Annotated in this window: 19 protein-coding genes; 7 read left to right on the top strand and 12 right to left on the bottom strand. The window is 67.1% G+C overall.

Translation table 11 applies throughout. The features are described 5' to 3' along the window. Nucleotides 1–20: 20 nt before the first annotated feature. Nucleotides 21–734: an ABC transporter permease gene (locus BLA15945_RS08035; RefSeq protein ID WP_059235289.1), complete on the bottom strand. Its 714-nt coding sequence runs from the start codon at nucleotides 732–734 to the stop codon at nucleotides 21–23. Then, nucleotides 731–1,420 (bottom strand): ABC transporter permease, encoded by a 690-nt coding sequence (locus BLA15945_RS08030; RefSeq protein ID WP_059235291.1) that lies wholly within the window; start codon nucleotides 1,418–1,420, stop codon nucleotides 731–733. The genes BLA15945_RS08035 and BLA15945_RS08030 overlap by 4 nt, the downstream gene beginning before the upstream one ends. Nucleotides 1,421–1,818: 398 nt before the next feature. Here BLA15945_RS08030 and BLA15945_RS08025 point away from each other — a divergent pair, with 398 nt between their 5' ends. Together BLA15945_RS08025 and BLA15945_RS08020 are read left to right on the top strand one after the other, a co-directional pair. Then, nucleotides 1,819–2,115 carry a BrnT family toxin gene (locus tag BLA15945_RS08025; RefSeq protein WP_174992011.1) on the top strand — a complete coding sequence of 99 codons (297 nt, stop codon included), beginning with the start codon at nucleotides 1,819–1,821 and terminating at the stop codon, nucleotides 2,113–2,115. Continuing rightward, nucleotides 2,099–2,395 carry a BrnA antitoxin family protein gene (locus BLA15945_RS08020; protein ID WP_174992010.1) on the top strand — a complete coding sequence of 99 codons (297 nt, stop codon included), beginning with the start codon at nucleotides 2,099–2,101 and terminating at the stop codon, nucleotides 2,393–2,395. The genes BLA15945_RS08025 and BLA15945_RS08020 overlap by 17 nt, the downstream gene beginning before the upstream one ends. Nucleotides 2,396–2,398: 3 nt before the next feature. On the opposite strand, the gene BLA15945_RS08015 is transcribed toward BLA15945_RS08020, so the two are convergent. The 5 genes from BLA15945_RS08015 to hpnI all read right to left on the bottom strand — a co-directional run bounded on the left by BLA15945_RS08015 (nucleotide 2,399) and on the right by hpnI (nucleotide 7,730). After that, nucleotides 2,399–2,956, bottom strand: a complete 558-nt coding sequence (locus BLA15945_RS08015; protein WP_059235294.1) for a hypothetical protein — start codon at nucleotides 2,954–2,956, stop codon at nucleotides 2,399–2,401. A gap of 87 nt (nucleotides 2,957–3,043) precedes the next feature. Further along, nucleotides 3,044–4,093, bottom strand: coding sequence for an HpnL family protein (locus BLA15945_RS08010; RefSeq protein WP_059235296.1), 1,050 nt, complete (start codon nucleotides 4,091–4,093; stop codon nucleotides 3,044–3,046). Continuing rightward, a complete protein-coding gene (hpnK, locus tag BLA15945_RS08005) occupies nucleotides 4,090–4,974 on the bottom strand; it encodes a hopanoid biosynthesis-associated protein HpnK (RefSeq protein WP_059235298.1) in 885 nt (294 codons plus the stop codon). The genes BLA15945_RS08010 and hpnK overlap by 4 nt, the downstream gene beginning before the upstream one ends. Nucleotides 4,975–4,977: 3 nt before the next feature. Further along, nucleotides 4,978–6,420 (bottom strand): hopanoid biosynthesis associated radical SAM protein HpnJ, encoded by a 1,443-nt coding sequence (gene hpnJ, locus BLA15945_RS08000; protein WP_320205697.1) that lies wholly within the window; start codon nucleotides 6,418–6,420, stop codon nucleotides 4,978–4,980. A gap of 134 nt (nucleotides 6,421–6,554) precedes the next feature. After that, nucleotides 6,555–7,730: a bacteriohopanetetrol glucosamine biosynthesis glycosyltransferase HpnI gene (hpnI, locus tag BLA15945_RS07995; RefSeq protein ID WP_059235302.1), complete on the bottom strand. Its 1,176-nt coding sequence runs from the start codon at nucleotides 7,728–7,730 to the stop codon at nucleotides 6,555–6,557. A 641-nt stretch (nucleotides 7,731–8,371) separates the two neighbouring features. On the opposite strand from hpnI, the gene BLA15945_RS07990 reads away from it, so the two are divergent. Continuing rightward, the gene (locus BLA15945_RS07990) at nucleotides 8,372–9,370 is read left to right on the top strand and encodes an LLM class flavin-dependent oxidoreductase (RefSeq protein ID WP_059236839.1); all 999 of its coding nucleotides are present in this window, start codon (nucleotides 8,372–8,374) and stop codon (nucleotides 9,368–9,370) included. Nucleotides 9,371–9,406: 36 nt separating this feature from the next. On the opposite strand, the gene BLA15945_RS07985 is transcribed toward BLA15945_RS07990, so the two are convergent. Then, nucleotides 9,407–10,468 carry an alpha/beta fold hydrolase gene (locus BLA15945_RS07985; protein ID WP_174992008.1) on the bottom strand — a complete coding sequence of 354 codons (1,062 nt, stop codon included), beginning with the start codon at nucleotides 10,466–10,468 and terminating at the stop codon, nucleotides 9,407–9,409. A gap of 173 nt (nucleotides 10,469–10,641) precedes the next feature. On the opposite strand from BLA15945_RS07985, the gene pdxY reads away from it, so the two are divergent. The 3 genes from pdxY to BLA15945_RS07970 all read left to right on the top strand — a co-directional run bounded on the left by pdxY (nucleotide 10,642) and on the right by BLA15945_RS07970 (nucleotide 15,476). Then, a complete protein-coding gene (gene pdxY, locus BLA15945_RS07980) occupies nucleotides 10,642–11,502 on the top strand; it encodes a pyridoxal kinase PdxY (protein ID WP_041492785.1) in 861 nt (286 codons plus the stop codon). 267 nt (nucleotides 11,503–11,769) lie between these two features. After that, nucleotides 11,770–13,914, top strand: a complete 2,145-nt coding sequence (locus BLA15945_RS07975) for a phosphocholine-specific phospholipase C (RefSeq protein WP_174992007.1) — start codon at nucleotides 11,770–11,772, stop codon at nucleotides 13,912–13,914. 413 nt (nucleotides 13,915–14,327) lie between these two features. Further along, nucleotides 14,328–15,476: a branched-chain amino acid ABC transporter substrate-binding protein gene (locus tag BLA15945_RS07970; protein ID WP_174992006.1), complete on the top strand. Its 1,149-nt coding sequence runs from the start codon at nucleotides 14,328–14,330 to the stop codon at nucleotides 15,474–15,476. 136 nt (nucleotides 15,477–15,612) lie between these two features. Here BLA15945_RS07970 and BLA15945_RS07965 read toward each other — a convergent pair whose 3' ends face one another. Continuing rightward, complete coding sequence (locus BLA15945_RS07965) at nucleotides 15,613–16,362, bottom strand: FadR/GntR family transcriptional regulator (protein ID WP_059235306.1); 750 nt, start codon at nucleotides 16,360–16,362, stop codon at nucleotides 15,613–15,615. A 359-nt stretch (nucleotides 16,363–16,721) separates the two neighbouring features. On the opposite strand from BLA15945_RS07965, the gene gudD reads away from it, so the two are divergent. Further along, entirely contained in the window at nucleotides 16,722–18,074 is a 1,353-nt protein-coding gene (gudD, locus tag BLA15945_RS07960) for a glucarate dehydratase (RefSeq protein WP_174992005.1), read from the top strand. Nucleotides 18,075–18,158: 84 nt separating this feature from the next. On the opposite strand, the gene BLA15945_RS07955 is transcribed toward gudD, so the two are convergent. The 3 genes from BLA15945_RS07955 to BLA15945_RS07945 all read right to left on the bottom strand — a co-directional run bounded on the left by BLA15945_RS07955 (nucleotide 18,159) and on the right by BLA15945_RS07945 (nucleotide 20,773). Continuing rightward, a complete protein-coding gene (locus tag BLA15945_RS07955) occupies nucleotides 18,159–18,623 on the bottom strand; it encodes a DUF2214 family protein (protein WP_059235310.1) in 465 nt (154 codons plus the stop codon). Nucleotides 18,624–18,662: 39 nt separating this feature from the next. Then, nucleotides 18,663–19,472, bottom strand: a complete 810-nt coding sequence (locus BLA15945_RS07950) for a hypothetical protein (RefSeq protein ID WP_059235312.1) — start codon at nucleotides 19,470–19,472, stop codon at nucleotides 18,663–18,665. Between the two features lie 236 nt (nucleotides 19,473–19,708). Beyond that, complete coding sequence (locus tag BLA15945_RS07945; protein WP_059235315.1) at nucleotides 19,709–20,773, bottom strand: glycosyltransferase family 4 protein; 1,065 nt, start codon at nucleotides 20,771–20,773, stop codon at nucleotides 19,709–19,711. Nucleotides 20,774–20,827 lie beyond the last annotated feature (54 nt).

Raw genomic sequence — 20,827 nt, 5'->3', positions numbered from 1 at the left:
CTGGCTCTCCTCGAAGTGAATCAATGACGGGCGGCCGCGAGATACGCGAGCCAGTGGCGCTCCGCGCGGCGAAACGCCGCGACGAGTGCGAAAGATACCGCAAGATAGATCAGCGCGGCGATTCCGAACGACTGGAACGCCATGTAGGTCGCGGAATTCGCATCACGCGCGACCTTCAGGATGTCCGGCACGGTCGCCGTGAACGCCACGGTCGTCGCGTGCAGCATCAGGATCACCTCGTTGCTGTACAGCGGCAGCGCACGGCGCAGCGCCGACGGCAGGATCACGCGGCAGTACATCGTGAACGGCGACATCCCGTACGCACGCGCCGCCTCGACCTCGCCGTGCGGAATCGCACGGATCGCGCCGGCAAAGATCTCGGTCGTGTACGCGCAGGTGTTCAACGCGAACGCGAGAATCGCGCAGTTGAAACCGCTGCGGAAGAACGCGTCGAGCAGCGAGTGCGAACGCACGAACTCGAGGCTGTACATGCCCGTGTACATCAGCAGCAGCTGCACGTAGAGCGGCGTGCCGCGAAACACGTACGTGTAGAACCGCACGGGCATCGACACCCACTTCTTCTTCGACACGCGCGCAACCGCGAGCGGCACCGCGCACACGAAGCCGAGCGAGATCGACGCAACGAGCAGCCACAGCGTCACCGCGAGGCCGGAGAGGCGCTGGCCGTCCCAGAAAAGGAACGCCTTGCCGAATTCCTGGAGGATCTCGATCATAGTTCTGCGTGCCGCACGCCCATGGAATAACGCTTCTCGAGCTGGATCAGCACGAGGTTGGAAACGGTCGTGATCGCGAGGTAGATCAGCGCCGCGACGAGGATGAAGAAGAACATGTTGAACGTGCTCTTGCCGGCGTCCTGCGCGGCCTTCACGACGTCCGCAAGACCGATGATCGACACCAGCGCGGTCGCCTTCACGAGCACCTGCCAGTTGTTGCCGATCCCCGGCAGCGCGAAGCGCATCATCTGCGGGAACATGATCCGCACGAACACGCGCGCGCCGCTCATCCCGTAAGCCGCGCCGGCCTCGAGCTGGCCGCGCGGCACCGACAGGAACGCGCCGCGGAAGGTCTCGGTGAAGTACGCGCCGTAGATGAAGCCGAGCGTCAGCACGCCGGCCACGAACGGGTCGATGTCGATCTGGTCCCAGCCGACGAGGTCGGTGAACTGGTTCAGCCAGATCTGGATGCTGTAGAACAGCAGCAGCATCAGCACAAGATCGGGCACCGAGCGGATCAGCGTCGTATAACCGGTCGCGATCGCTCGCAGCACCCGGTTGTGCGACAGCTTCGCCACCGCGCCGATCAGCCCCAGCGCCACCGCAGTGGCGAGCGACAGCACCGACAGCTCGATGGTCTGCACGGTGCCGGCCCAGAGGACAGGACCAAAGCCGTAAAGGAACACGCGCGTCTCCAGAGTTGGAATGAATGCCGACGCGTATGCGTGTCCCGCGCCGGGCTGACGCGGATAGTCGCAAGCGAAATGGATTGCCTCAAATCACCTTGCGTGCGGTTGCTGCATCGCAGCAATCCGTCCCATCATTTACAACCGCAACCTACTCCGCTGTTTCAAAAGGAAAAAAGCCGCTCCCTGACAGTCAGATGACACGCAGGGAAGCAGACTTTTTGCAATTTTCCGGTCGCTTTTTCGATATAGCGCCGGACTGGCCATCGGGCCGAACAGGCACATCCGGGCCCACGCCACACAATCGCTCGCTCATCCCCGCGACACGATGCACGCGTAGTCGATGCCACCCGCGACAGGGCTCCATTTCTGCATCTACGAAAACCTCTTATCATCTGATGTTTTCGCATCCACAATTAGTCGAAATTCCGTTCGTTTTCGACGATGCCAAGGATCTGTCGAACCGGCTGAAACACGGCATATCGTTGCGAATGGCGGAATTCGCCGAGTGGGAAGCAGCGTGCGTGTGGCCGGACACCCGCCGCGATTGCGGCGAGACTCGGTGGATCTGCCTGGTGCCGATCGGCGCTCGCCTCCACGCGGCGATCGTCGTCCCGCGCGGCCGCACACTACGTGTCGTCAGCCTGCGAAAAGCCAACAACCGAGAGATGAGTCGATATGAAGAAGGCGGTTAAATTCATACGCAACACGCCCGGGGAAGAAGCGGCGATCGCGCGCGGCATCGCCGCCGATCCGGATGCTCATGCACTCAGCGACGAAGAAATGGATGCGATGGAGCCATTCGTCGAAGTCGTCGCGAAAAAATTCGGGCGTCCGAAACTCGAACACCCGAAGGAACAGGTCAGCATCCGCTACGACGCCGATATCCTCGCCGCGTTTCGGGCAGAGGGCCCGGGCTGGCAGACGCGCATGAACGACGCGCTGCGCGAATGGCTGAAGAAGCGCCGCGCGTGAACGTCAGCGCCCCTTGAGGATGTCGGAGCGCGAAGTCGTATAGACAAGCCCGTCCGGGCCGAAATGGACGTTGAAGAACGCGTCGGTGTTGACGCCGTCCTCGAGCCAGCGCCAGCTCCAGACCGTCTCCGGCTTCAACGGATACTGCGCGATGTCGCCGGGCTTGCCGAGCAGGCGCCGCACCTCGTCCTCGTTCATCCCCGGGCGCACTTTCGCGAAATTCTCGGCGGTCAGCACCTGCGTCGCGCCCGTATAGCGCCCGTTCGCATCGAGATCGACGAACCAGGTCTGGTTGCCCATCGGGCCGCGCGGATATTCGTAGCGCTTCGAGCCGTCGGTGAACTCGCGCACGGTCTCGGGCTTGCCCATCGTGCCGCGCACGTCGGCCTCGGTCGATTCGCCGGCCTTCAGCCCCTTGAGCAGCAGCGGCGCGGGCTTGATCGCGGTGAAGAAGTCCCTGATGCGTTGCACGTCGAGATTGCCTTGCTTGTCGTCGCAGCCGGTCAGCGCCAGCGCGGCGGCCAGCATCGTCACGGGAAGCAGCCGGAAACGAAAAGTCATCGGAAGAAATGCGCGTGGAGAAAACACGCGGCAAGGATACCCGCGCAGCGCCAAAAGCGCGAGACGGGCGCGCGGCCCGTCTCTCGTTCAATGCGTCGTTTCGGTTTCCGTTTCAGCGTCGGGTACACGGCTCGCCGGATGCGGCGCACGCGGCACGGCCGGCGGCGCGCCGAGGCGGCGGCGCGTGCGCACGAGCTCGGCCAGCTGCCACGAGCCGAGCGCCAGGCAGCCGAACAGCACCTCGCGGCCGCGCTTGACCAGCGCGAGCGACAGCGCCGTCTCGCGGTCGACGCCGAACATCTGCGCGAGCAGCACGACGGTCGCCTCCTGCACGCCGAGCCCGCCCGGCACCATGAACGCCGCATGCCGCACGGCCTGCGTCATCGCCTCGATCGCGATCGCACCACCGATCGACACCGGATGGCCGAGCAGCGACAGCGCCCAGTAGATTTCGAGCGCGCCGAGCACGTAACCGGCCAGCTGCCAGAAGAATGCGCTGAACAGCAGGCCCGTACGCGACATCAGCGAATCGATGTCGGCGTCGAGCCGGCGGCCGTCGACGCCCTGCAGCAGCCGGTGCGAATCGCCGAGCAGGCGGCCCGCGAAACGCTCGATCGCGTGGAAGATGCCGCCGCGCCGCATCAGCACGACGCCGAGCACCGGCAACGGCAGCGTCAGCAGCAGCGCGAGGCCGATCGTGCCGCCGCCCATGTTGTCCGTCGAGGCAAGCAGCAGCACGAGGCCGAGCGCCGCGAACGCATACTGGACGACGATCGTCACGAGTACCTCGACGATCACCGACGCGGTGACGCGGCTCGCGTCGGGCACCTGCCAGCGCGCGAGCCGGATGCCGACGATCTCGCCGCCGATCCCGACCACGGGCAGCAGCCGGTTCACGGCCTCGCGCACGGTCGCGATCCACCACAGGAACGGCAGCGAACTGCGCCGGTCGAGCAGCAGGTGCCACGCGTACGCATCGAGCAGCAACGGCAGCCCATGGAACGGCACGAGCCACAGCAGCGCATAACCGGCGCGCGCGAGCATCTGCGACACGTCGCCGACGCCCTCGTGCAACCCCAGCGCGAGCAGGATGCCAATGCCGATCGGCCAGCCGAGCCATTTGATCAACTTGCTCACGACGGCTGCGCTCCCGGTGCGCGCGACGCGGGCGTGCCGCGCCGTGCCGCGGGCTGACCGAACACGTCGGCAAAGCCGCCGGTCGCGACGCCCGCCGCCTGCAGCGCGGCCGCGACACGCGGCGACAGCAACGCATCGAGTTCGTCGACCGGACGGTAGGCCGCCATCGTCGGCGTGATCGGGCCGTCGCCTGCCTCGGCCGGATGGCAGTAGATCTCGCCGACACCCGGCGGCAGCGTCGCGAGCGCATCGAGCAGCACGGCCTCGTCCATCGCGCCCGTGTGCTCGATCCCGACCACGTAGTCGTTGTGCGCGAGCCCCGCGCGGTCGAGCCGCGCACGCACGAGCGCGATCCACGGCTTGAGCAGCGCGGGGGCGCTCGTCTCGTAAGGCAACCGCACCGCGCGCAGCCCGTAGTCGCGGCCGATCTCGATGATCATCGACAGCACGGTCGGATGCAGGTGGAAATGCTTGTGCGCGTTCACGTGGTCGAGCGGCAGGCCGCTCGCCGCGAACGCGTCGAACTGCGCACGGATCTCGCGGCGCAGTTGCGCGCGAACCTGCGGCAGGAAGAAGAAGCGACAGCCGTCCTTCGCCATCGCGTCGCCGAACCGCCCGTCGGCGCCGACGAGCGCGGGAATTTCATGCGCGGGCAGCGTGGCGGGCCCGTCCGCGAGCACCAGATGCAGGCCGACCGCGAGCGACGGCAGCCGCCGCGCGCGTTCGATCGCATCCTGCGCGGCGGGCGCGCCGACCATCAGGCTCGCGGCGTTCAGCACGCCGTCGCGATGCGCGCGCTCGACCGCCGCGTTGACGCGCGGGTGCAGCCCGAAGTCGTCCGCGGTGAAGATCAGCGCCCGCGCCGCCCGCTGCGTCGTCACGAATCAGGCCTCGTGCGCGCGCAGGAAGCGGAAGAATTCGACGCCTTCGCGCAGACGGCGCTTCATCATGTCCCAGCTCGTCAGCATCTCGCGGACGATTTCCCAGATCTTCGACGGACGGAAGTAGAACTGGCGATAGAACTGCTCGAGATGGTGATAGATCTCGTCGCGCGACAGGTGCGCATAGCCGATCGCCGCCAGCTGCACGCCTTCCTTGCTGACCAGGTTGATGGTCTTGTTCTCTTCCATCCAGCCATTCTCGACGGCCTGCTTGTAGAGCGTCGTGCCCGGATACGGCGCGGCGAGCGACACCTGGATCGTGTGCGGATTGATTTCCTTCGCGTACTCGATCGTCTTCTTGATGGTCTCCTGCGTCTCGCCCGGCAGGCCGAGGATGAAGGTGCCGTGGATCTTGATGCCGAGCTTCTTGCAGTCCGCGCTGAAGCGGCGCGCGAAATCGGTGCGCACGCCCTTCTTGATGTTCACGAGGATCTGGTCGTCGCCGGATTCGAAGCCGACCAGCAGCAGGCGCAGGCCGTTTTCCTTCATGATCTTCAGCGACTTGTACGGCACGTTCGCCTTCGCGTTGCACGACCACGTCATGCCGAGCTTACCCAGGCCGATGGCGATCGCTTCGGCGCGCGGCAGGTCGTCGGTGAAGGTGTCGTCGTCGAACATCAGTTCCTTCACTTCCGGCATGTTGTCGCGGATCCACTTCGCTTCCGCGAGCACGTTCTCGACCGAGCGCGTGCGGTAGCGATGGCCGCTGACCGTCTGCGGCCACAGGCAGAACGTGCAGCGCGACTTGCAGCCGCGGCCCGTGTAGATCGATACGTACGGATAGTTCAGGTAGCCGATGAAGTAGTTGTCGATCTTCAGGTCGCGCTTGTAGACGGGCGCGACGAACGGCAGTTCGTCCATGTTCTCGAGGATCGGACGCGCTTCGTTGTGCTCGATCGAGCCGTCCTTCGCGCGCCAGCTCAAGCCCTTGATCTGCGGGAACGGCGTGCCTTCGGCGATTTCCTTGCAGGTGTAGTCGAATTCCTCGCGGCACACGAAGTCGATTGCCTCGCTCGCCGTGAGCGAGTTGTGCGGATCGACCATCACCTTCGCGCCCACCATGCCGACCAGCATCGACGGCTTCATCTTCTTGAGATCCTGCGCGAACATCGCGTCGGTCGGGAACGACGGCGTGCTCGTGTGGATGATCACGAGGTCGTAGTCGTTGGCGATCTTCAGCGTTTCGTCGACCGACAGGCCGTCGGCCGGCGCATCGACGACGCGGCTGCCCGGCACGAGCGCGGCCGGCTGCGCGAGCCACGTCGGATACCAGAAGGAACGGATTTCGCGCTTCGCCTGATAGCGCGAGCCGGCTCCGCCGTCGAAGCCGTCATACGAAGGGGCCTGCAAGAACAGCGTTTTCATGAATGCTCCGGTAGCCTGCATAGTTCGATTCGTCACAACGATTCAGTCAAAAAACCGCGGGCCGCCGTACCGGCGCCCGCCTCTCTGTCATGTCGCGCCGCGCGGTTTCGCCGCGCAACGCGTCTCGGCCCTCGGGCCGGGTTCGAGCGACGGCCCTAGCGGCCGTCCACTGCTTCCACTGCCGCCGTCGCGCGTTCGCCGCCGACGACCGTCATCCTTGCGCCGCGCCACACGACGTGCGTACCGAACGCGGCCGCGAGCCACTCGAGCGCGAGCAGCGTGTCGCGCACCGCGACGAGCGGCAGGTCGCGCCAGAATGCACGCCAGCCGTCCTCGCCGCGCGCATGCAGCACGAGCCGCCCGAATGCGCCGACCGCAGCCGCCCCGCCCGCCAGCGTGCCGGCGAAGGTGCCATCCAGACGCAGCGCGAGCGCCGCGCCGATCGCGAGCCACGGCACCGTGAACGTAATGAACAGGAACGCGAAGCCGGCCGGATTCAGCGAACGGATCGTGCGCAGCCAGCGCGTCTCGCGGTGCCACAGCGGCCCGAACGACGGTTCGATCACGTCGGTCGCGACCTCGACTTCCGACAGCACGGTGCGCCGCCCGAGGCGGCGCGGCAGCTCGGCCAGCCAAAAATCGTCGGCCAGCTCATCCTTCAGCGCGAAAAAGCCGCCGATCCGCTCGAGCGTGTCGCGCGTCAGCGCGAGCGTCGCGCCGAAGCCGAAGCGGCTCGAGCGGCCGAGGTGCGTGATCCGCACCGACGGCGCGAACCACGCATCGACGAACTGCGCGCCGATCCGCGTCCAGAACCCGCCGACGCTGCGCGCATGATACAGGCACGTGACGACCCCGACCGACGCATCGGCGAGGGGCGCCGTCACGCGCTCCAGATAGTCGGGCTGCACCGCGATGTCGCTGTCCGCGATCACGATGCGGCCGTACTTCGCGCGCTCGGCGAGATTGATCAGGTTGCTGACCTTCAGGTTCTTGCCGTGCACGCGCGCGTCGACCACGAGCGTGATGTCGCACTCGGGATAATCGGCGCGCAGCCGCTCGACGACCGCGATAGCCGGATCGGCCGACGACGCGACGCCGAACAGCACCTCATGGCGCGGATGGCGCTGCTCGCAGAACGTCGCGAGGTTTTCGTACAGGTGCGGCTCCGCGCCGCACAGCGGCTTGAGCACGCTGACCGGCTCGAAACCGTCGCGCGCGGCGGTACGCGGCGTACGCGGCCGCGGCGCGAACGCGGCGACGAGCGCATAGCCGGCCGCGGCCAGCGTGAACACGATCAGGAGCCAGTCGAGCAACGTTGCGGTTGGCGTCATGCGCAACGCCTCCCGGCGACCTGAACGCCATGGAGAACGCTTGAGCTTGATTGAGCGTGATGCGGTATTCCGACAACGACGAACGCGGGCACGACCCGACTCCTTGTTCCAGCAGCGTCTGTAATTTGGGGGAAGCACGACCCGTTCTTCGGGTACGGCCATGCCCGGCTTCGCGTGGCATCTCTCCGCGCACTACCCGGTCGGGATGCGGGAAGACTCGAATGGCTACCATCGGCACAACATGGGCAGGCGCCGGATTTTAGCAGTCTGCGGCACCCCGCGCTCGGCACTACGAGAAACGGACTGGTGCAGTTCCGGCAAAGCTGAGTGGTCGACGAACCTTATCGGCACAGCCACGTTCACATTAGCGTAAGCACTTTGCAGGCGTATTGCAGTCTTGAAAATCAAACGTTTCGTGCAAATTTGTACGTCGATGCGGATTCACGGCCAATCGCCGTAAAGATTAGTAATTAATCCGCGATTGAATTGATTTTTGCAACAATCAAGGTATTCGACCCTGCACCCCTGTAAGGCGCATGGGTATCGGCGCGTCGCCAGCACGTTCCGGAACCCTTTGGCAAAATCCTTGGCATTTGTTGCGTCAGCGCATCACCGCGCTCCCCCGTTTCGAAGGCCACCCGATGACACCGTTTTCCGTACTCGATCTCGCCCCCATTCCGGCGGGCGCCGACGCCTCCCAGGCGTTCCGCAATTCCGTCGATCTCGCGCAGCACGCGGAGCGCTGGGGCTACCAGCGCTACTGGCTGGCCGAACATCACAACATGCCGGGCATCGCGAGCGCGGCCACCGCCGTCGTGATCGGCCATGTCGCGGGCGCGACGCAGACGATCCGCGTGGGCTCGGGCGGCATCATGCTGCCGAACCACGCACCGCTCGTGATCGCCGAGCAGTTCGGCACGCTGGCATCGCTGTACCCGGGGCGCATCGACCTCGGCCTCGGCCGCGCGCCCGGCACCGACCAGACCACGTCGCGCGCGCTGCGCCGCGACCTGATCGGCAGCGCCGATTCGTTTCCGGATGACGTCGCGGAACTGCAGCGCTACTTCGCGGAGCCGGTGCCCGGCCAGCGCGTGCGCGCGGTGCCCGGCGCGGGGCTCGACGTCCCCGTGTGGCTGCTCGGTTCGAGTTTGTTCAGTGCGCAGCTTGCCGCGATGCTCGGGCTGCCGTTCGCATTCGCGTCGCACTTCGCGCCGGACTACCTGATGCGCGCACTCGAGATCTATCGCGCGCAGTACCGGCCGTCGGCCGCATGGCCGAAGCCGCATGCGATGGTCGGCGTCAACGTGTTCGCGGCCGAGACCGACGACGAGGCACGGCGCCTGTTCACGTCGCTGCAGCAGCAGTTCATCAACCTGCGGCGCGGCACGCCGGGCAAGCTGCCGCCGCCCGTCGACGTGCTCGAGGCCAATGAACTCGAACTCGCGACCGTCGCGCATTCGCTGTCGTTCGCGGCAGTCGGTTCGCGCGACACGGTGCGCGACAAGCTGCGCGACCGCATCGCGCAAACGGGTGCCGACGAGCTGATCATCACCGCGCAGATCTACGATCACGCCGCGCGGCTGCGTTCGTTCGAACTGGCCGCGCAGATCCGCGACGAACTCGCGAACGAGGCGCGCTGACGGCACGGCCGCGCGCCGCCGGCGGCCTGCCCCGCATCACTGCGGGTGCACGGCCTCCAGCCCGTCGAGCAGCGCCTTGTGGAACGCGTCCGGATCCTGGATCTGTGGCGCATGGCCGAGCGCCGGGAATTCGACGAGCTGCGCGCCGGGAATCGCGGCCTGCGTGCGCTTCGCGAGCTCCGGATAATGACCGAGCTTCGCGTGCACGTCGGGCGGCGCAACGTCCTTGCCGATCGCGGTCGTATCCTTGTCGCCGATCATCAGCAGCGTCGGCACGCGGATCGCGCCGAGTTCATAGACCACCGGCTGCGTGAGGATCATGTCGTAGATCAGCGCCGAGTTCCATGCGACCGCATCGCGACCGGCGCCGCGATACATCCCGGCGAGCATCTGCACCCAGCGCTCGTACGACGGCGACCACTTGCCCGCGTAGTACGTACCCTGCTCGTAGCGGCGGATGCCGTCGGCCGTGGTCTTCTGTTCGCGCGCGTACCAGTAGTCGACCGACAGCGGCGGCACGCCAAGCGCCTTCCAGTCCTCGAGGCCGATCGGGTTCACGAGCACGAGCTGGTCGGTCGACTTCGGATACATCAGCGCGTAACGGATCGCGAGCATCCCGCCGGTCGAATGGCCGACGATCGTCGCCGATCTCACGCCGATCGATTCAAGCAGCGCGTGCGTGTTGCGCGCGAGTTGCTGGAACGTGTATTGATAGCGCTCGGGCTTCGACGACTTGCAGAAGCCGATCTGGTCCGGCGCGATCACGCGATAGCCGGCACGGCTCAGCACGCCGATCGTGTCCTCCCAGGTCGCCGCGCAGAAGTTCTTTCCGTGCAGCAGCACGACGGTGCGGCCGTTCGGGTGCGCCGGCTGCACGTCGAGAAACGCCATCTCGAGGGTTTCGCGCTGCGACACGAACGCGTACGCGTGCACGGGCGCCGGATAGGCGAACCCTTCCAGGCGCGGGCCGTACACGGGACCGTCATTGGCGGCGGGCGCCGCTTCGACGCCCGCAACAGGCATGGCGCACGCGGCAGCGATACCCGCGCCGAGCACGGCGGCGCGCGCGACAGACAACATCTTGCAAATCGAAAGCATGGCGATCACTGTGATTGGAGATGCACGCGGACAGCCGGGCTGCCCCGCGCCCCGGGATTCTACGCGGTCGCGTGACGACGGCGCGCAACACTCCGGGGCCGCGCGACTTTCGCGCGTATGACGAACTCGGGTATCGTGTGACGTGACCCTGAAACGCGTGCAGGCGAATTCCCATGAAAAACGTCCTCAGCATTCAGTCGCACGTCATCTACGGCCATGCCGGCAACAGTGCGGCCGTGTTCCCGATGCAGCGCCTCGGCATCAACGTCTGGCCGCTCAACACCGTCCAGTTGTCGAATCACATGCAGTACGGCCACTGGGCCGGTAGCGCGATCGATGCCGCGAAGATGGAACAGCTCGTCGACGGCATCGCCGCGATCGGCGCGCTCAAGCGCTGCGACGCCGTGCTGTCCGGCTTCCTCGGCTCGCCGCCGCAGGCGCGCGCGGCCGTCGAGATCGTCCGCTCGGTGAAGGCGATGAACCCCAACGCGTGGTACTTCTGCGATCCGGCGATGGGCCAGACGGGCGGTATCCGGCCCGAGCCCGGCGTCGAGGAATTCATGGTCCAGGAAATGCCGGCACTCGCGGACGGCATGTCGCCGAACCACACCGAGCTGCAGAAACTCGCCGGGCGGCGCATCGAAACCGTCGCCGAAGCCGTCGAAGCCTGCCGCGCACTGATCCGCCGCGGCCCGCAGATCATCCTCGTCAAGCACCTGCACGACCGCAACAGTCCGGCCGACCGTTTCAACATGCTCGCCGTCACCGAAACCGAAGCGTGGATCGGCCAGCGTCCGCTGTATGCGTTTCCGCGCCATCCCGTCGGCGTCGGCGACCTGACCAGCGCGATCTTCGTCGCGTGCCGGCTACGCGGCGACTCCGTGCGCGCCGCATTCGAACACACGCTCGCGGCCGTGCATGCGGTCGTGAAGGCCACCTACGATGCACGCCGCTACGAACTCGAACTCGTCGCCGCGCAGGACGAGATCGCACGCCCGAGCGAATGGTTCGGCGCGTGGGTGACCGACGCCTGACGCACCGGCACCGCCCTCCGCTTCGCCGGCGTACCGCTCGCGCCGCGCCGCTTTCCTGCTTCCCCCTGCTGTTCACGACCGTTGACGACATACGTCCCGATGCCGCTTCGCCGCACATGCAAACGTTTCCGGACTTCACATGAATGACACCGATTCCTCGCTATGCTCGCGGCGGCACGAACCGGCGCAGCCGCATCCTGCGCCCCGGTGCGCGCCTTCCCGTAGGTCCCGCCAATCGGCTCCCCTCTTTACCGCACGATAACGACCATGACCCGATCGAACCGTCGTGACTTCCTGCGCGTCGCCGCCGGCACTGCCGGCGCCGCCGCGCTGAACCTGTTTCCGCCCGTGATCCGCGATGCGCTCGCGATTCCCGCGAACCGCCGCACCGGCACGATCCGCGACATCGAACACATCGTGATCCTGATGCAGGAGAACCGTTCGTTCGACCACTACTTCGGCACGATGCGCGGTGTCCGCGGCTTTGGTGACCCGCGCCCGCTGCGCCTCGCGAACGGCAAGTCGGTGTTCCACCAGCCTGTCGGCCCGGCCGAACTGCTGCCGTTCCACCCGGGCGCCGACAAGCTCGGCCTGCAGTTCCTGCAGGACCTGCCGCACGGCTGGCAGGACATGCACGCCGCGTGGAACAAGGGCCGCTACGACCAGTGGGTGCCGAACAAGGGCACCACGACGATGGCGTACCTGAAGCGCGACGACATCCCGTTCCACTACCAGCTCGCCGATGCATTCACGATCTGCGACGCATACCACTGCGCGATCCCGAGCTCGACCGACCCGAACCGCTACTACATGTGGACGGGCTACGTCGGCAACGACGGCACGGGCGGCGGCCCGGTACTCGGCAACGAGGAAAAGGGCTACGGCTGGAAGACCTATCCGGAAGTGCTCGAACAGGCCGGCGTGTCGTGGAAGATCTACCAGGACGTCGGCACGGGGCTCGACGCGAACGGCTCGTGGGGCTGGACGCAAAACCCGTACATCGGCAACTACGGCGACAACTCGCTGCTCTACTTCAACCAGTACCGCACCGCACTGCCCGGCACGCCGCTGTACGACAAGGCGCGCACCGGCACCAACATCAGCGCCGGCGGCACGCTGTTCGACGTGCTGCAGCAGGACGTGAAGAACGGCACGCTGCCGCAGGTGTCGTGGATCTGCGCGCCGGAAGCGTATTCCGAGCACCCGAACTGGCCCGCGAACTACGGCGCGTGGTACATCGAGCAGGTCTTGAAGGCGCTCGTGTCGAATCCCGACGTGTGGAGCAAGACCGCGCTGTTCATCACGTACGACGAAAACGACGGCTTCTTCGATCACGTGCAGCCGCCGTTCGCGCCGCAGTCGCGCGACAACGGGCTGTCGACGGTCGCGACGACCAACGAGGTGTTCCCCGGCGACGCGTCGCACATGGCCGGCCCGTACGGGCTCGGGCCGCGCGTGCCGATGCTCGTCGTGTCGCCGTGGACCAAGGGCGGCTGGGTCTGCTCGCAGACCTTCGATCACACGTCGCTGCTGCAATTCATCGAGGCACGGTTCGGCGCGCAATACCCGGTTACGGCCGCCAACGTGTCGCCGTGGCGCCGCACGGTGTGCGGCGACCTGACCGCCGCGTTCGACTTCGCGACGTCCGATGCCGCGTGGCCGACGCTGCCCGACACGAGCAGCTACGCGCCGCCCGACCGCACCCGCCACCCCGACTACATCCCGGCGCCGCCGGTGCTGCAGAAGCTGCCGAAGCAGGAGGCCGGGCTGCGTCCGGCGCGCGCGCTGCCGTACGAGCTGTTCGTGCACGGCCGCGTCGAATCCGTGAACGGCCAGTTCCGGCTGACCTTCGCGAACACGGGCCGCGCAGGCGCCGCGTTCCAGGTCCAGTCGCGCAACCGCCTCGACGGTCCGTGGGCCTACACGGTCGAAGCCGGCAAGCGGGTTGCCGACACGTGGAGCGCTGCGGCATCGCTCGGCCTGTACGACCTCGACGTGTACGGCCCGAACGGCTTCTACTGCCATTTCCGCGGCCCGTTCGCGACCGGCGTCGGCAGCGCGAACGTGAACCCCGAAGTGATCTACGGCTATGACGTCGCGAACGGCAACATCACGCTGCGCCTGATGAACCGCGGCCACAAGGCCGTGCGGCTCAAGGTCACGAACGCGTACGGCCACGGCCGCTCGCGCACGTTCGACCTCGCGCCGGGCGCGCACGTCGACGACTACTGGGATCTGCGCGGCAGCCACGGCTGGTACGACCTGACCGTCAGCGACGGCCGGCTGCTCGGCTTCCTGCGCCGCTTCGCGGGCCACGTCGAAACGGGCCGCCCGAGCACCAGCGATCCGCTGATCCGCACGCACGCGTCGCACGACGACGCCGAAGCCGCATCGGACGCCCTGTCCGACTGACGGCCTCCCGCGCGCGGCGCGGCCCCGGCGGGCCGCGCCGCGTCTTTGCCCCGCCTTTCCGCCTTTCCGCCTTTCCGCCTCTCCGCCTCTCCGCCTCTCCGCCTCTCCGCCTTTCCGCCCGTTCCGTTCGCGACGGGAAACTCCCGATACCGGTCGATCCCGCTCGCGCGGAAGCTATGCGCAAATCCGCACCGAATGCGCGGCAAATTGCCAAGACCCGGGCATATCGGCGACCTATATATCGAGGCGATCGGGGCTTCTCACGGAGCCTGACGGGAGATTCTTCCGAGGATCACGATGCCGACCTCCCCGCCCGATTCCGAGAAGCGGTCGAACCGCCCGCCCGTCGCACGCGCCCGGCCCGCCCGGACGCGCGCGGTACCCACTCGCAGGTGTCGAACAAGAGGAACAACATGAAATTCCGTCATTCCCTGCTGTCGGTGTCGATTGCATCCGCGCTTGCCCTCCTCTCGCAACAGGCCGCCCAGGCCGCCGACGCAACCGACGTGAAGGTCGGCTTCGCCGCGCCGCTCACGGGCGTGAACGCCGGCTACGGCAAGGATCTGCAGAACGGCGTGCAGCTCGCGCTCGACGATGCTGCCGCGCAGAAGGTGCAGATCGCCGGCAAGCCCGCGCACTTCAATCTCGTCGTGCAGGACGACCAGGCCGACCCGCGCATCGGCGTGCAGGCCGCGCAGGCGCTGGTCGACCAGAACGTGTCGGTCGTGGTCGGTCACTTCAACTCGGGGACGACGATTCCGGCCTCGGTCGTCTACGACAAGGCCGGCATCCCGGTGATCGACCCGGCCGCGACCAACCCGACGCTCACGTCGCGCGGGCTCGCGAACATGTTCATGGTGATCGCGACCGACGGCCAGAACGCCGGCAACGCGGGCAAGTACGCGGTCGACGTGACGAAGGCGAAGCGCATCGCGATCATCGACGACCGCACGGCGTTCGGCCAGGGCGAGGCCGACGAATTCGAGAAGGCCGTGAAGGCCGCCGGCGGCAACATCATCGGCCGCGAGTTCACCAGCAACCAGGCGGTCGACTTCCGCGCGCAGATCACGAGCCTGAAAGGCAAGAACCCCGACCTGATCTTCTTCGGCGGCCTCGACTCGCTCGCCGCGAATTTCATCAAGCAGATGCGTCAGCTTGGGCTGAATGCGCAGTTCGTCGGCGGCGGCGGCGTGAAGGACAACGAGTTCATCAAGATCGCGGGCCCGGCCGCCGAAGGCGCGATGGCGTGGGAATACGGCCGGCCGCTCGACGAGCTGCCGCAGGGGAAGGATTTCGAACAGCGGTTCAAGAAGCGCTTCGGCGTCGACGTGCTGTCGTATGCGCAGTTCGGCTACGACGCGGCGTGGGCGGCAATCAAGGCGATGCAGGCGGCCGGCTCGACCGACCCGAAGGTCTATCGCCCGGCGCTGAAGAAGATCGACTTCGAAGGCGTGACCGGCCGCATCTCATTTGCGAACGACGGCTCGCTGAAGAGCGGGATGTCGACGCTGTACCAGGTGAAGAGCGGCGCGTGGAAGACGATCGTGACGAAGGGAGGCTGATCGGCGGGTTCGGCGGCCGGCGGCGGATGCGCCGCTTGGCCGCGCAGATCGATGAAGCGACACCGATCTCGTATGACGACTGATGTTGGCGCGATTCGGTTGGGCCCGCGGCAACGCGGGCCTCGTCATGCAACGGTCAGCCGGCCTCGGCTTCGGCCGCCTCGTGCGCGCGGCGCAGCCGCTCGCGGCTGTTCGTGAGGTGCGTGCGCATCGCGGCGCGCGCGGCTTCCGGGTCGTGGCGCGCGATCGCCTCGTAGATGTCCTCGTGCTCGTGATTCAGCCGGCCGACGTAGCGCTCGAGATCGTCGCCCGCGAAGCGCGCCGAATTCACGCGCGTGCGCGGGATGATCGACGTGCCGAGTTGCGTCATGATGTCGACGAAATAGCGGTTGCCGGTCGATTGCGCGATCTGCAGGTGGAACTGGAAGTCGAGCTGCGCGGTGTCACGCCCGCCGCCCGCCCCCGTCGCGATCGCGTCGAGCGCACGCCGCAGCGCGGCGAGGTCGGTATCGTTCGCGCGCTGCGCGGCCAGGCTCGCGCACTCGCTCTCGAGGCTGATGCGCAGTTCCAGCACCGCGAGCACGTCGCGCAGCGTCGTGATCGTCGCGGGATCGATGCCGAGCGCCTGGCGGCGCGACGGCTCCAGCACGAAGCTGCCGATGCCGTGGCGCGTTTCGACGAGGCCGCTCGCCTGCATCCGCGAGATCGCCTCGCGCACGACCGTACGGCTCACGCCCTGCGCCGCCATGACTTCGGTTTCGGTCGGCAGCTTGTCGCCAGGGCGCAGCGTGCCGTTTTCGATCTGCGCGGTCAGCGCGTCGACGACATCTTGTGCGAGGCTGCGTGCGCGACGGCGCGGCGCTGCGGGAAGCGTAGGCACGGACATGAGGCCGGTTCCTTTTTGAATGATCGTAATGTGAGCCGAGGGTTTACGCGGGGTTTGAGCGAAAGCCGATGATTCATTATACTGCGTCACAAGTCATCCGACGACTGATGATCGGTGCACGGATCTCCTGTCGACTCAGGCCGGCATTCCAGCGCCGCCCGGTCCCATGCCTTACGATCGGCCAGTGTTCGCGTTCTGCGCTTTGCTGGTCTCGTTGTCGCTCCCACCCCGTTTCGGGTTGCGTCGACATGCGGGCCTTGCGCGCCGCGCACGTCGGTTGTCGAATGATCGCACCTCCCGCCGCGCGCGGCAAAGCTTTTGCCGCACGGCATTGCCCCACTCTTTTGCCATCGCCGCCCATGAACGCCGTCACAGCCTCGCCTTCCCACGACACGCCGCGCATCGTCGACCTGCAAGCGATTCCGGTCGCCGGCCACGACAGCATGCTGCTCAACCTGAGCGGCGCGCACGGTCCGTTCTTCACCCGCAACCTCGTGATCCTGAAGGACAGCGCGGGCCGGACCGGCGTCGGCGAAGTGCCCGGCGGCGAAAGCATCCGCCGCACGCTCGACGACGCACGCGCGCTCGTCGTCGGCCAGCCGGTCGGTAACTACCACGCGGTGCTCAACGACGTGCGGCGCACCTTCGCCGACCGCGACGCGAGCGGCCGCGGGCTGCAGACCTTCGACCTGCGCACGACGATCCACGCGGTCACCGCACTCGAAGCCGCGCTGCTCGACCTGCTCGGCCAGCATCTCGGCGTGCCGGTCGCCGCCCTGCTCGGCGAAGGCCAGCAGCGCGAGCGCGTCGAAATGCTCGGCTATCTGTTCTACATCGGCGACCGCACTAAAACTGCACTCGCCTATCGCGACGGCAGCGGCGCGACCGACGACTGGACCCGCGTGCGCGACGAAGCCGCGCTGACGCCCGAGGCCGTCGTGCGGCTCGCCGAGGCCGCGCATGCGCGCTACGGCTTCAACGACTTCAAGCTGAAGGGCGGCGTGTTCGAAGGCGCAAGCGAGATCGAGGCCGTGACGGCGCTCGCCGAACGCTTCCCCGACGCACGCGTGACGCTCGACCCGAACGGCGCATGGTCACTCGACGAGGCCGTGCGACTGTGCCGCGATCAGCATCACGTGCTCGCGTATGCGGAAGATCCGTGCGGCGCGGAGAACGGTTACTCGGGCCGCGAGGTGATGGCCGAATTCCGCCGCTCGACGGGGCTGCCGACGGCGACCAACATGATCGCGACCGACTGGCGGCAGATGGGCCACGCCGTACAGTTGCAGGCCGTCGACATCCCGCTCGCCGACCCGCACTTCTGGACGATGCAGGGTTCGGTACGCGTCGCGCAGATGTGCCGCGACTGGGGCCTCACGTGGGGTTCGCATTCGAACAACCACTTCGACGTGTCGCTCGCGATGTTCACGCATGTCGCGGCCGCCGCGCCGGGTCAGGTCACCGCGATCGACACGCACTGGATCTGGCAGGACGGAGAACGGCTGACGCGCGAGCCGCTGAAGATCGAGGACGGGCTGGTGGAAGTGCCGAAACGCCCGGGTCTCGGCGTCGACATCGACATGGATGCGGTCGCGGTCGCGCACGAACTGTACAAGCAGCATGGCCTCGGCGCCCGCGACGATGCGGCGGCCATGCAGTATCTGATCCCGGGGTGGACGTTCAACAACAAGCGCCCCTGTCTCGTGCGCTGAGCGCGGGACGAACCGGGCGGCAGGGCCGCCCGGTGACCGGCCCTTGCCGGCCACGGCGACCTGGTCGGGCCTGGCCGGCCGCACCTACCCGGCCAGCCCGATCCCCCGCGCCATCCCCGACGCGGCGAACACGATGACGATCACGAGCACGGCCTGCCAATGGCCGATCCGCACATAGGTGCGCGCACGGCCGAGATCGGGCATCTGCTGCTGCCGCGCGGCAACGCGCCATCGGATCAGCCCCAGCATCGGCACGACCTCGAGCAGCAGGATCAGCACGAGCGCTGTCATCTTCAGGTGAAAGAGTGGTTCGTGCAGGTAGTACGCGGCGCCTTTTTCAAAACCGCCGAACGCGCGCATGAGGCCCGTCACGACCAGCACGAGCGCGGACACTCCCCATGCAGCATCCGCCTTGAAGACGCCAGGCAGGTCGGCGGCCTGCGCGGACGCGATGAGCCGGCGCAATGCGCGGTTACGCCCCGCGATCGCGGCAAACGCGACGCCGAACGCGCTCAGGTGAATGGCAGCCAGCAACCAGCGGACGATCATCGCGCCTCCTTGTCGCCCGCGCCCGGTGCGCAGGCCCTGTCAGACGATCTGCTTGAGCGCGGCGTCGAGCGCGAGCACCGCGACGCGGTCACCTTCGGTCGCGAGCCGCGCGCGCATCACGATCTGCCGGTTATGGCCGACGGCCGCCGGCGAATCCCACAGCAGTTCGACCTTCGGCCGATTGAACAGGCTGCCGCGACGCGGCGGCACGACTGCCGGCTGCGTCTCCAGCGCGCCCTCGCCCGCAACGGCAGGTGCCGCCCGGCCGGGCCAGCGCACCGACAGCTCGCGCGCGTCGTACTGGCCGACCTTGCGGCTTTCCATCCAGACGATCGCGGTGCGCGTCAGCACGTCGAGTGAAATCGCATACCGGCCGACCGCGAAGCGGCGAGCGGCCACGTTGGTGCGCCACAGCGGCCGCGGGCGGCAGATCCAGACGATTGCCGCGTAGAGCGCCGGCGCGGCGACGAGCCAGCCGTTGGTCGCCGTCACCGCATGCAGCGCGTGGCGCCAGCCGGCCACCCACGCGAACATGCCGATCGACCAGACCGCGAACAGGAAACCGATCAGCGCGAAGACGCGCAGCGCCTGACGCAGCCACTGCGGCAGCGGATGAAACGGCCGCTCGGCACGCGCGGCGGCGCCCGGCAGCGCGAGCAGCAGGAAGATCAGCACGAGGTAGACGAACGCCCACGGCGACGACACCATCGCGGACAGCGACGAGCGATAGCCCATCTGGGACATCGAGAACAGCCAGCGCGCGAGCAGCACGAGACCGATCGCGCGCAACGCGAAGATCACACCGGCGCCGGGGGCCGGCGCTGCGCGCGTGGTTTTCGTTCTCGCCAAGACTGCTCTCCTCTGGATATTCGTACAGGGCCGGATTTCACGGCACGGCCATTATAGGGACATTACCGGCTGGACAGACGGCTGGATGGCGTGCCGGGCCGCTTCGGGGGCCGTTCGCGGCGCCGGGCGCGGCGAGAATACAACACATCCGCGCCGCGGATGTGACAACGCCCCGCCGGAAACCCGGACGGGGCGTCGATGACGGCCGCGCGCCGCAGCGCGGCAGCGGCCCGCAATCAGCTTGCGTTGACTTCGCGGAGCACCGTGCGGCGCTTCTGGCGCAGCAGTTCCTCGTAGCCCTTCACGTAGTTCTGCGCCATCACCTTCGACGAGAAACGTGCTTCGAACGCGGCGCGGACCTTCTCGCGCGGCAGCGTATCGAGGCGCTTGAGCGCCGCGACGGCCGACAGTTCGTCTTCGACGACGAAGCCCGACACGCCGTTGTCGATCACTTCCGGCACCGAGCCGCGCTTGAACGCGATCACCGGCGTGCCGCATGCCATCGCCTCGATCATCACCAGGCCGAAGGGCTCCGGCCAGTCGATCGGGAACAGCAGCGCATGCGCGTTGCCGAGGAATTCGGTCTTTTCGGACTCGCTGATTTCGCCGATGTACTCGACGTGCGGCAGCGCGAACAGCGGCTTGATCTTTTCTTCGTAGTACGCGCGGTCAGCCTTGTCGAGCTTCGCGGCGATCTTGATCGGCAGGCCGGCCTGTTCGGCGATGCGGATCGCCGTGTCGACGCGCTTCTCCGGCGAGATGCGGCCCAGGAACGCGAGGTAGCTCGGCTTCACGTTCGGGATCGGCGTCAGCAGGTTTTCCGGCAGGCCGTGGTACACGGTCGACAGCCAGTTCGCCTGCGGCAGCGGGATGCGCTGGTTGTCGGAGATCGACACGACCGGCACGTCGTTGAATGCATTGAAGATCGGCTGCAGTTCCGGCAGGTCGAGACGGCCGTGCATCGTCGTCAGATGCGGGACCGGCTGGCGCGAGAACAGCGAGAACGGGTAGTAGTCGATGTGGCAGTGCAGGACATCGAACTCTTCCGCGCGGCGGCGCACCTGCTCGAGGAGCAGCATGTGCGGGGCCATCACGTCGCGGATCGTCGGGTCGAGGCGCAGCGCCTGCGGCCAGCACGCTTCGAGCTTTGCGGAGGTTTGCGAATCGCCGCTCGCGAAGAGCGTGACGTCATGCCCCATCTCGACAAGTGCTTCGGTGAGGTAGGACACCACTCGCTCGGTACCACCGTACAGTTTCGGGGGCACCGCTTCATGCAACGGAGCGATTTGGGCGATTCGCATGCGTAACTCCTAAAAAATCGGCTAAAAACCAGGTATGGGTCGGCAACCTGCCGG

Origin of the sequence: Burkholderia arboris (genome assembly GCF_902499125.1) — a bacterium.
Lineage (GTDB): Bacteria > Pseudomonadota > Gammaproteobacteria > Burkholderiales > Burkholderiaceae > Burkholderia > Burkholderia arboris.
Note: the sequence above shows the minus strand (reverse complement) of the source record. Positions and strands in the feature narration are given on the sequence as shown.

Excerpts from the sequence above, each read along its gene's own strand:
- hpnI (WP_059235302.1), bottom strand. The coding sequence starts at position 7,730 with ATGACGCCAACCGCAACGTTGCTCGACTGGCTCCTGATCGTGTTCACG.
- BLA15945_RS08020 (WP_174992010.1), top strand. The coding sequence starts at position 2,099 with ATGAAGAAGGCGGTTAAATTCATACGCAACACGCCCGGGGAAGAAGCG.
- BLA15945_RS08025 (WP_174992011.1), top strand. The coding sequence starts at position 1,819 with ATGTTTTCGCATCCACAATTAGTCGAAATTCCGTTCGTTTTCGACGAT.
- BLA15945_RS08015 (WP_059235294.1), bottom strand. The coding sequence starts at position 2,956 with ATGACTTTTCGTTTCCGGCTGCTTCCCGTGACGATGCTGGCCGCCGCG.
- BLA15945_RS07985 (WP_174992008.1), bottom strand. The coding sequence starts at position 10,468 with ATGCTTTCGATTTGCAAGATGTTGTCTGTCGCGCGCGCCGCCGTGCTC.
- BLA15945_RS07970 (WP_174992006.1), top strand. The coding sequence starts at position 14,328 with ATGAAATTCCGTCATTCCCTGCTGTCGGTGTCGATTGCATCCGCGCTT.
- pdxY (WP_041492785.1), top strand. The coding sequence starts at position 10,642 with ATGAAAAACGTCCTCAGCATTCAGTCGCACGTCATCTACGGCCATGCC.
- BLA15945_RS08035 (WP_059235289.1), bottom strand. The coding sequence starts at position 734 with ATGATCGAGATCCTCCAGGAATTCGGCAAGGCGTTCCTTTTCTGGGAC.
- BLA15945_RS07990 (WP_059236839.1), top strand. The coding sequence starts at position 8,372 with ATGACACCGTTTTCCGTACTCGATCTCGCCCCCATTCCGGCGGGCGCC.
- gudD (WP_174992005.1), top strand. The coding sequence starts at position 16,722 with ATGAACGCCGTCACAGCCTCGCCTTCCCACGACACGCCGCGCATCGTC.
- BLA15945_RS07955 (WP_059235310.1), bottom strand. The coding sequence starts at position 18,623 with ATGATCGTCCGCTGGTTGCTGGCTGCCATTCACCTGAGCGCGTTCGGC.
- hpnJ (WP_320205697.1), bottom strand. The coding sequence starts at position 6,420 with ATGCAGGCTACCGGAGCATTCATGAAAACGCTGTTCTTGCAGGCCCCT.
- BLA15945_RS07965 (WP_059235306.1), bottom strand. The coding sequence starts at position 16,362 with ATGTCCGTGCCTACGCTTCCCGCAGCGCCGCGCCGTCGCGCACGCAGC.
- BLA15945_RS07945 (WP_059235315.1), bottom strand. The coding sequence starts at position 20,773 with ATGCGAATCGCCCAAATCGCTCCGTTGCATGAAGCGGTGCCCCCGAAA.
- BLA15945_RS07975 (WP_174992007.1), top strand. The coding sequence starts at position 11,770 with ATGACCCGATCGAACCGTCGTGACTTCCTGCGCGTCGCCGCCGGCACT.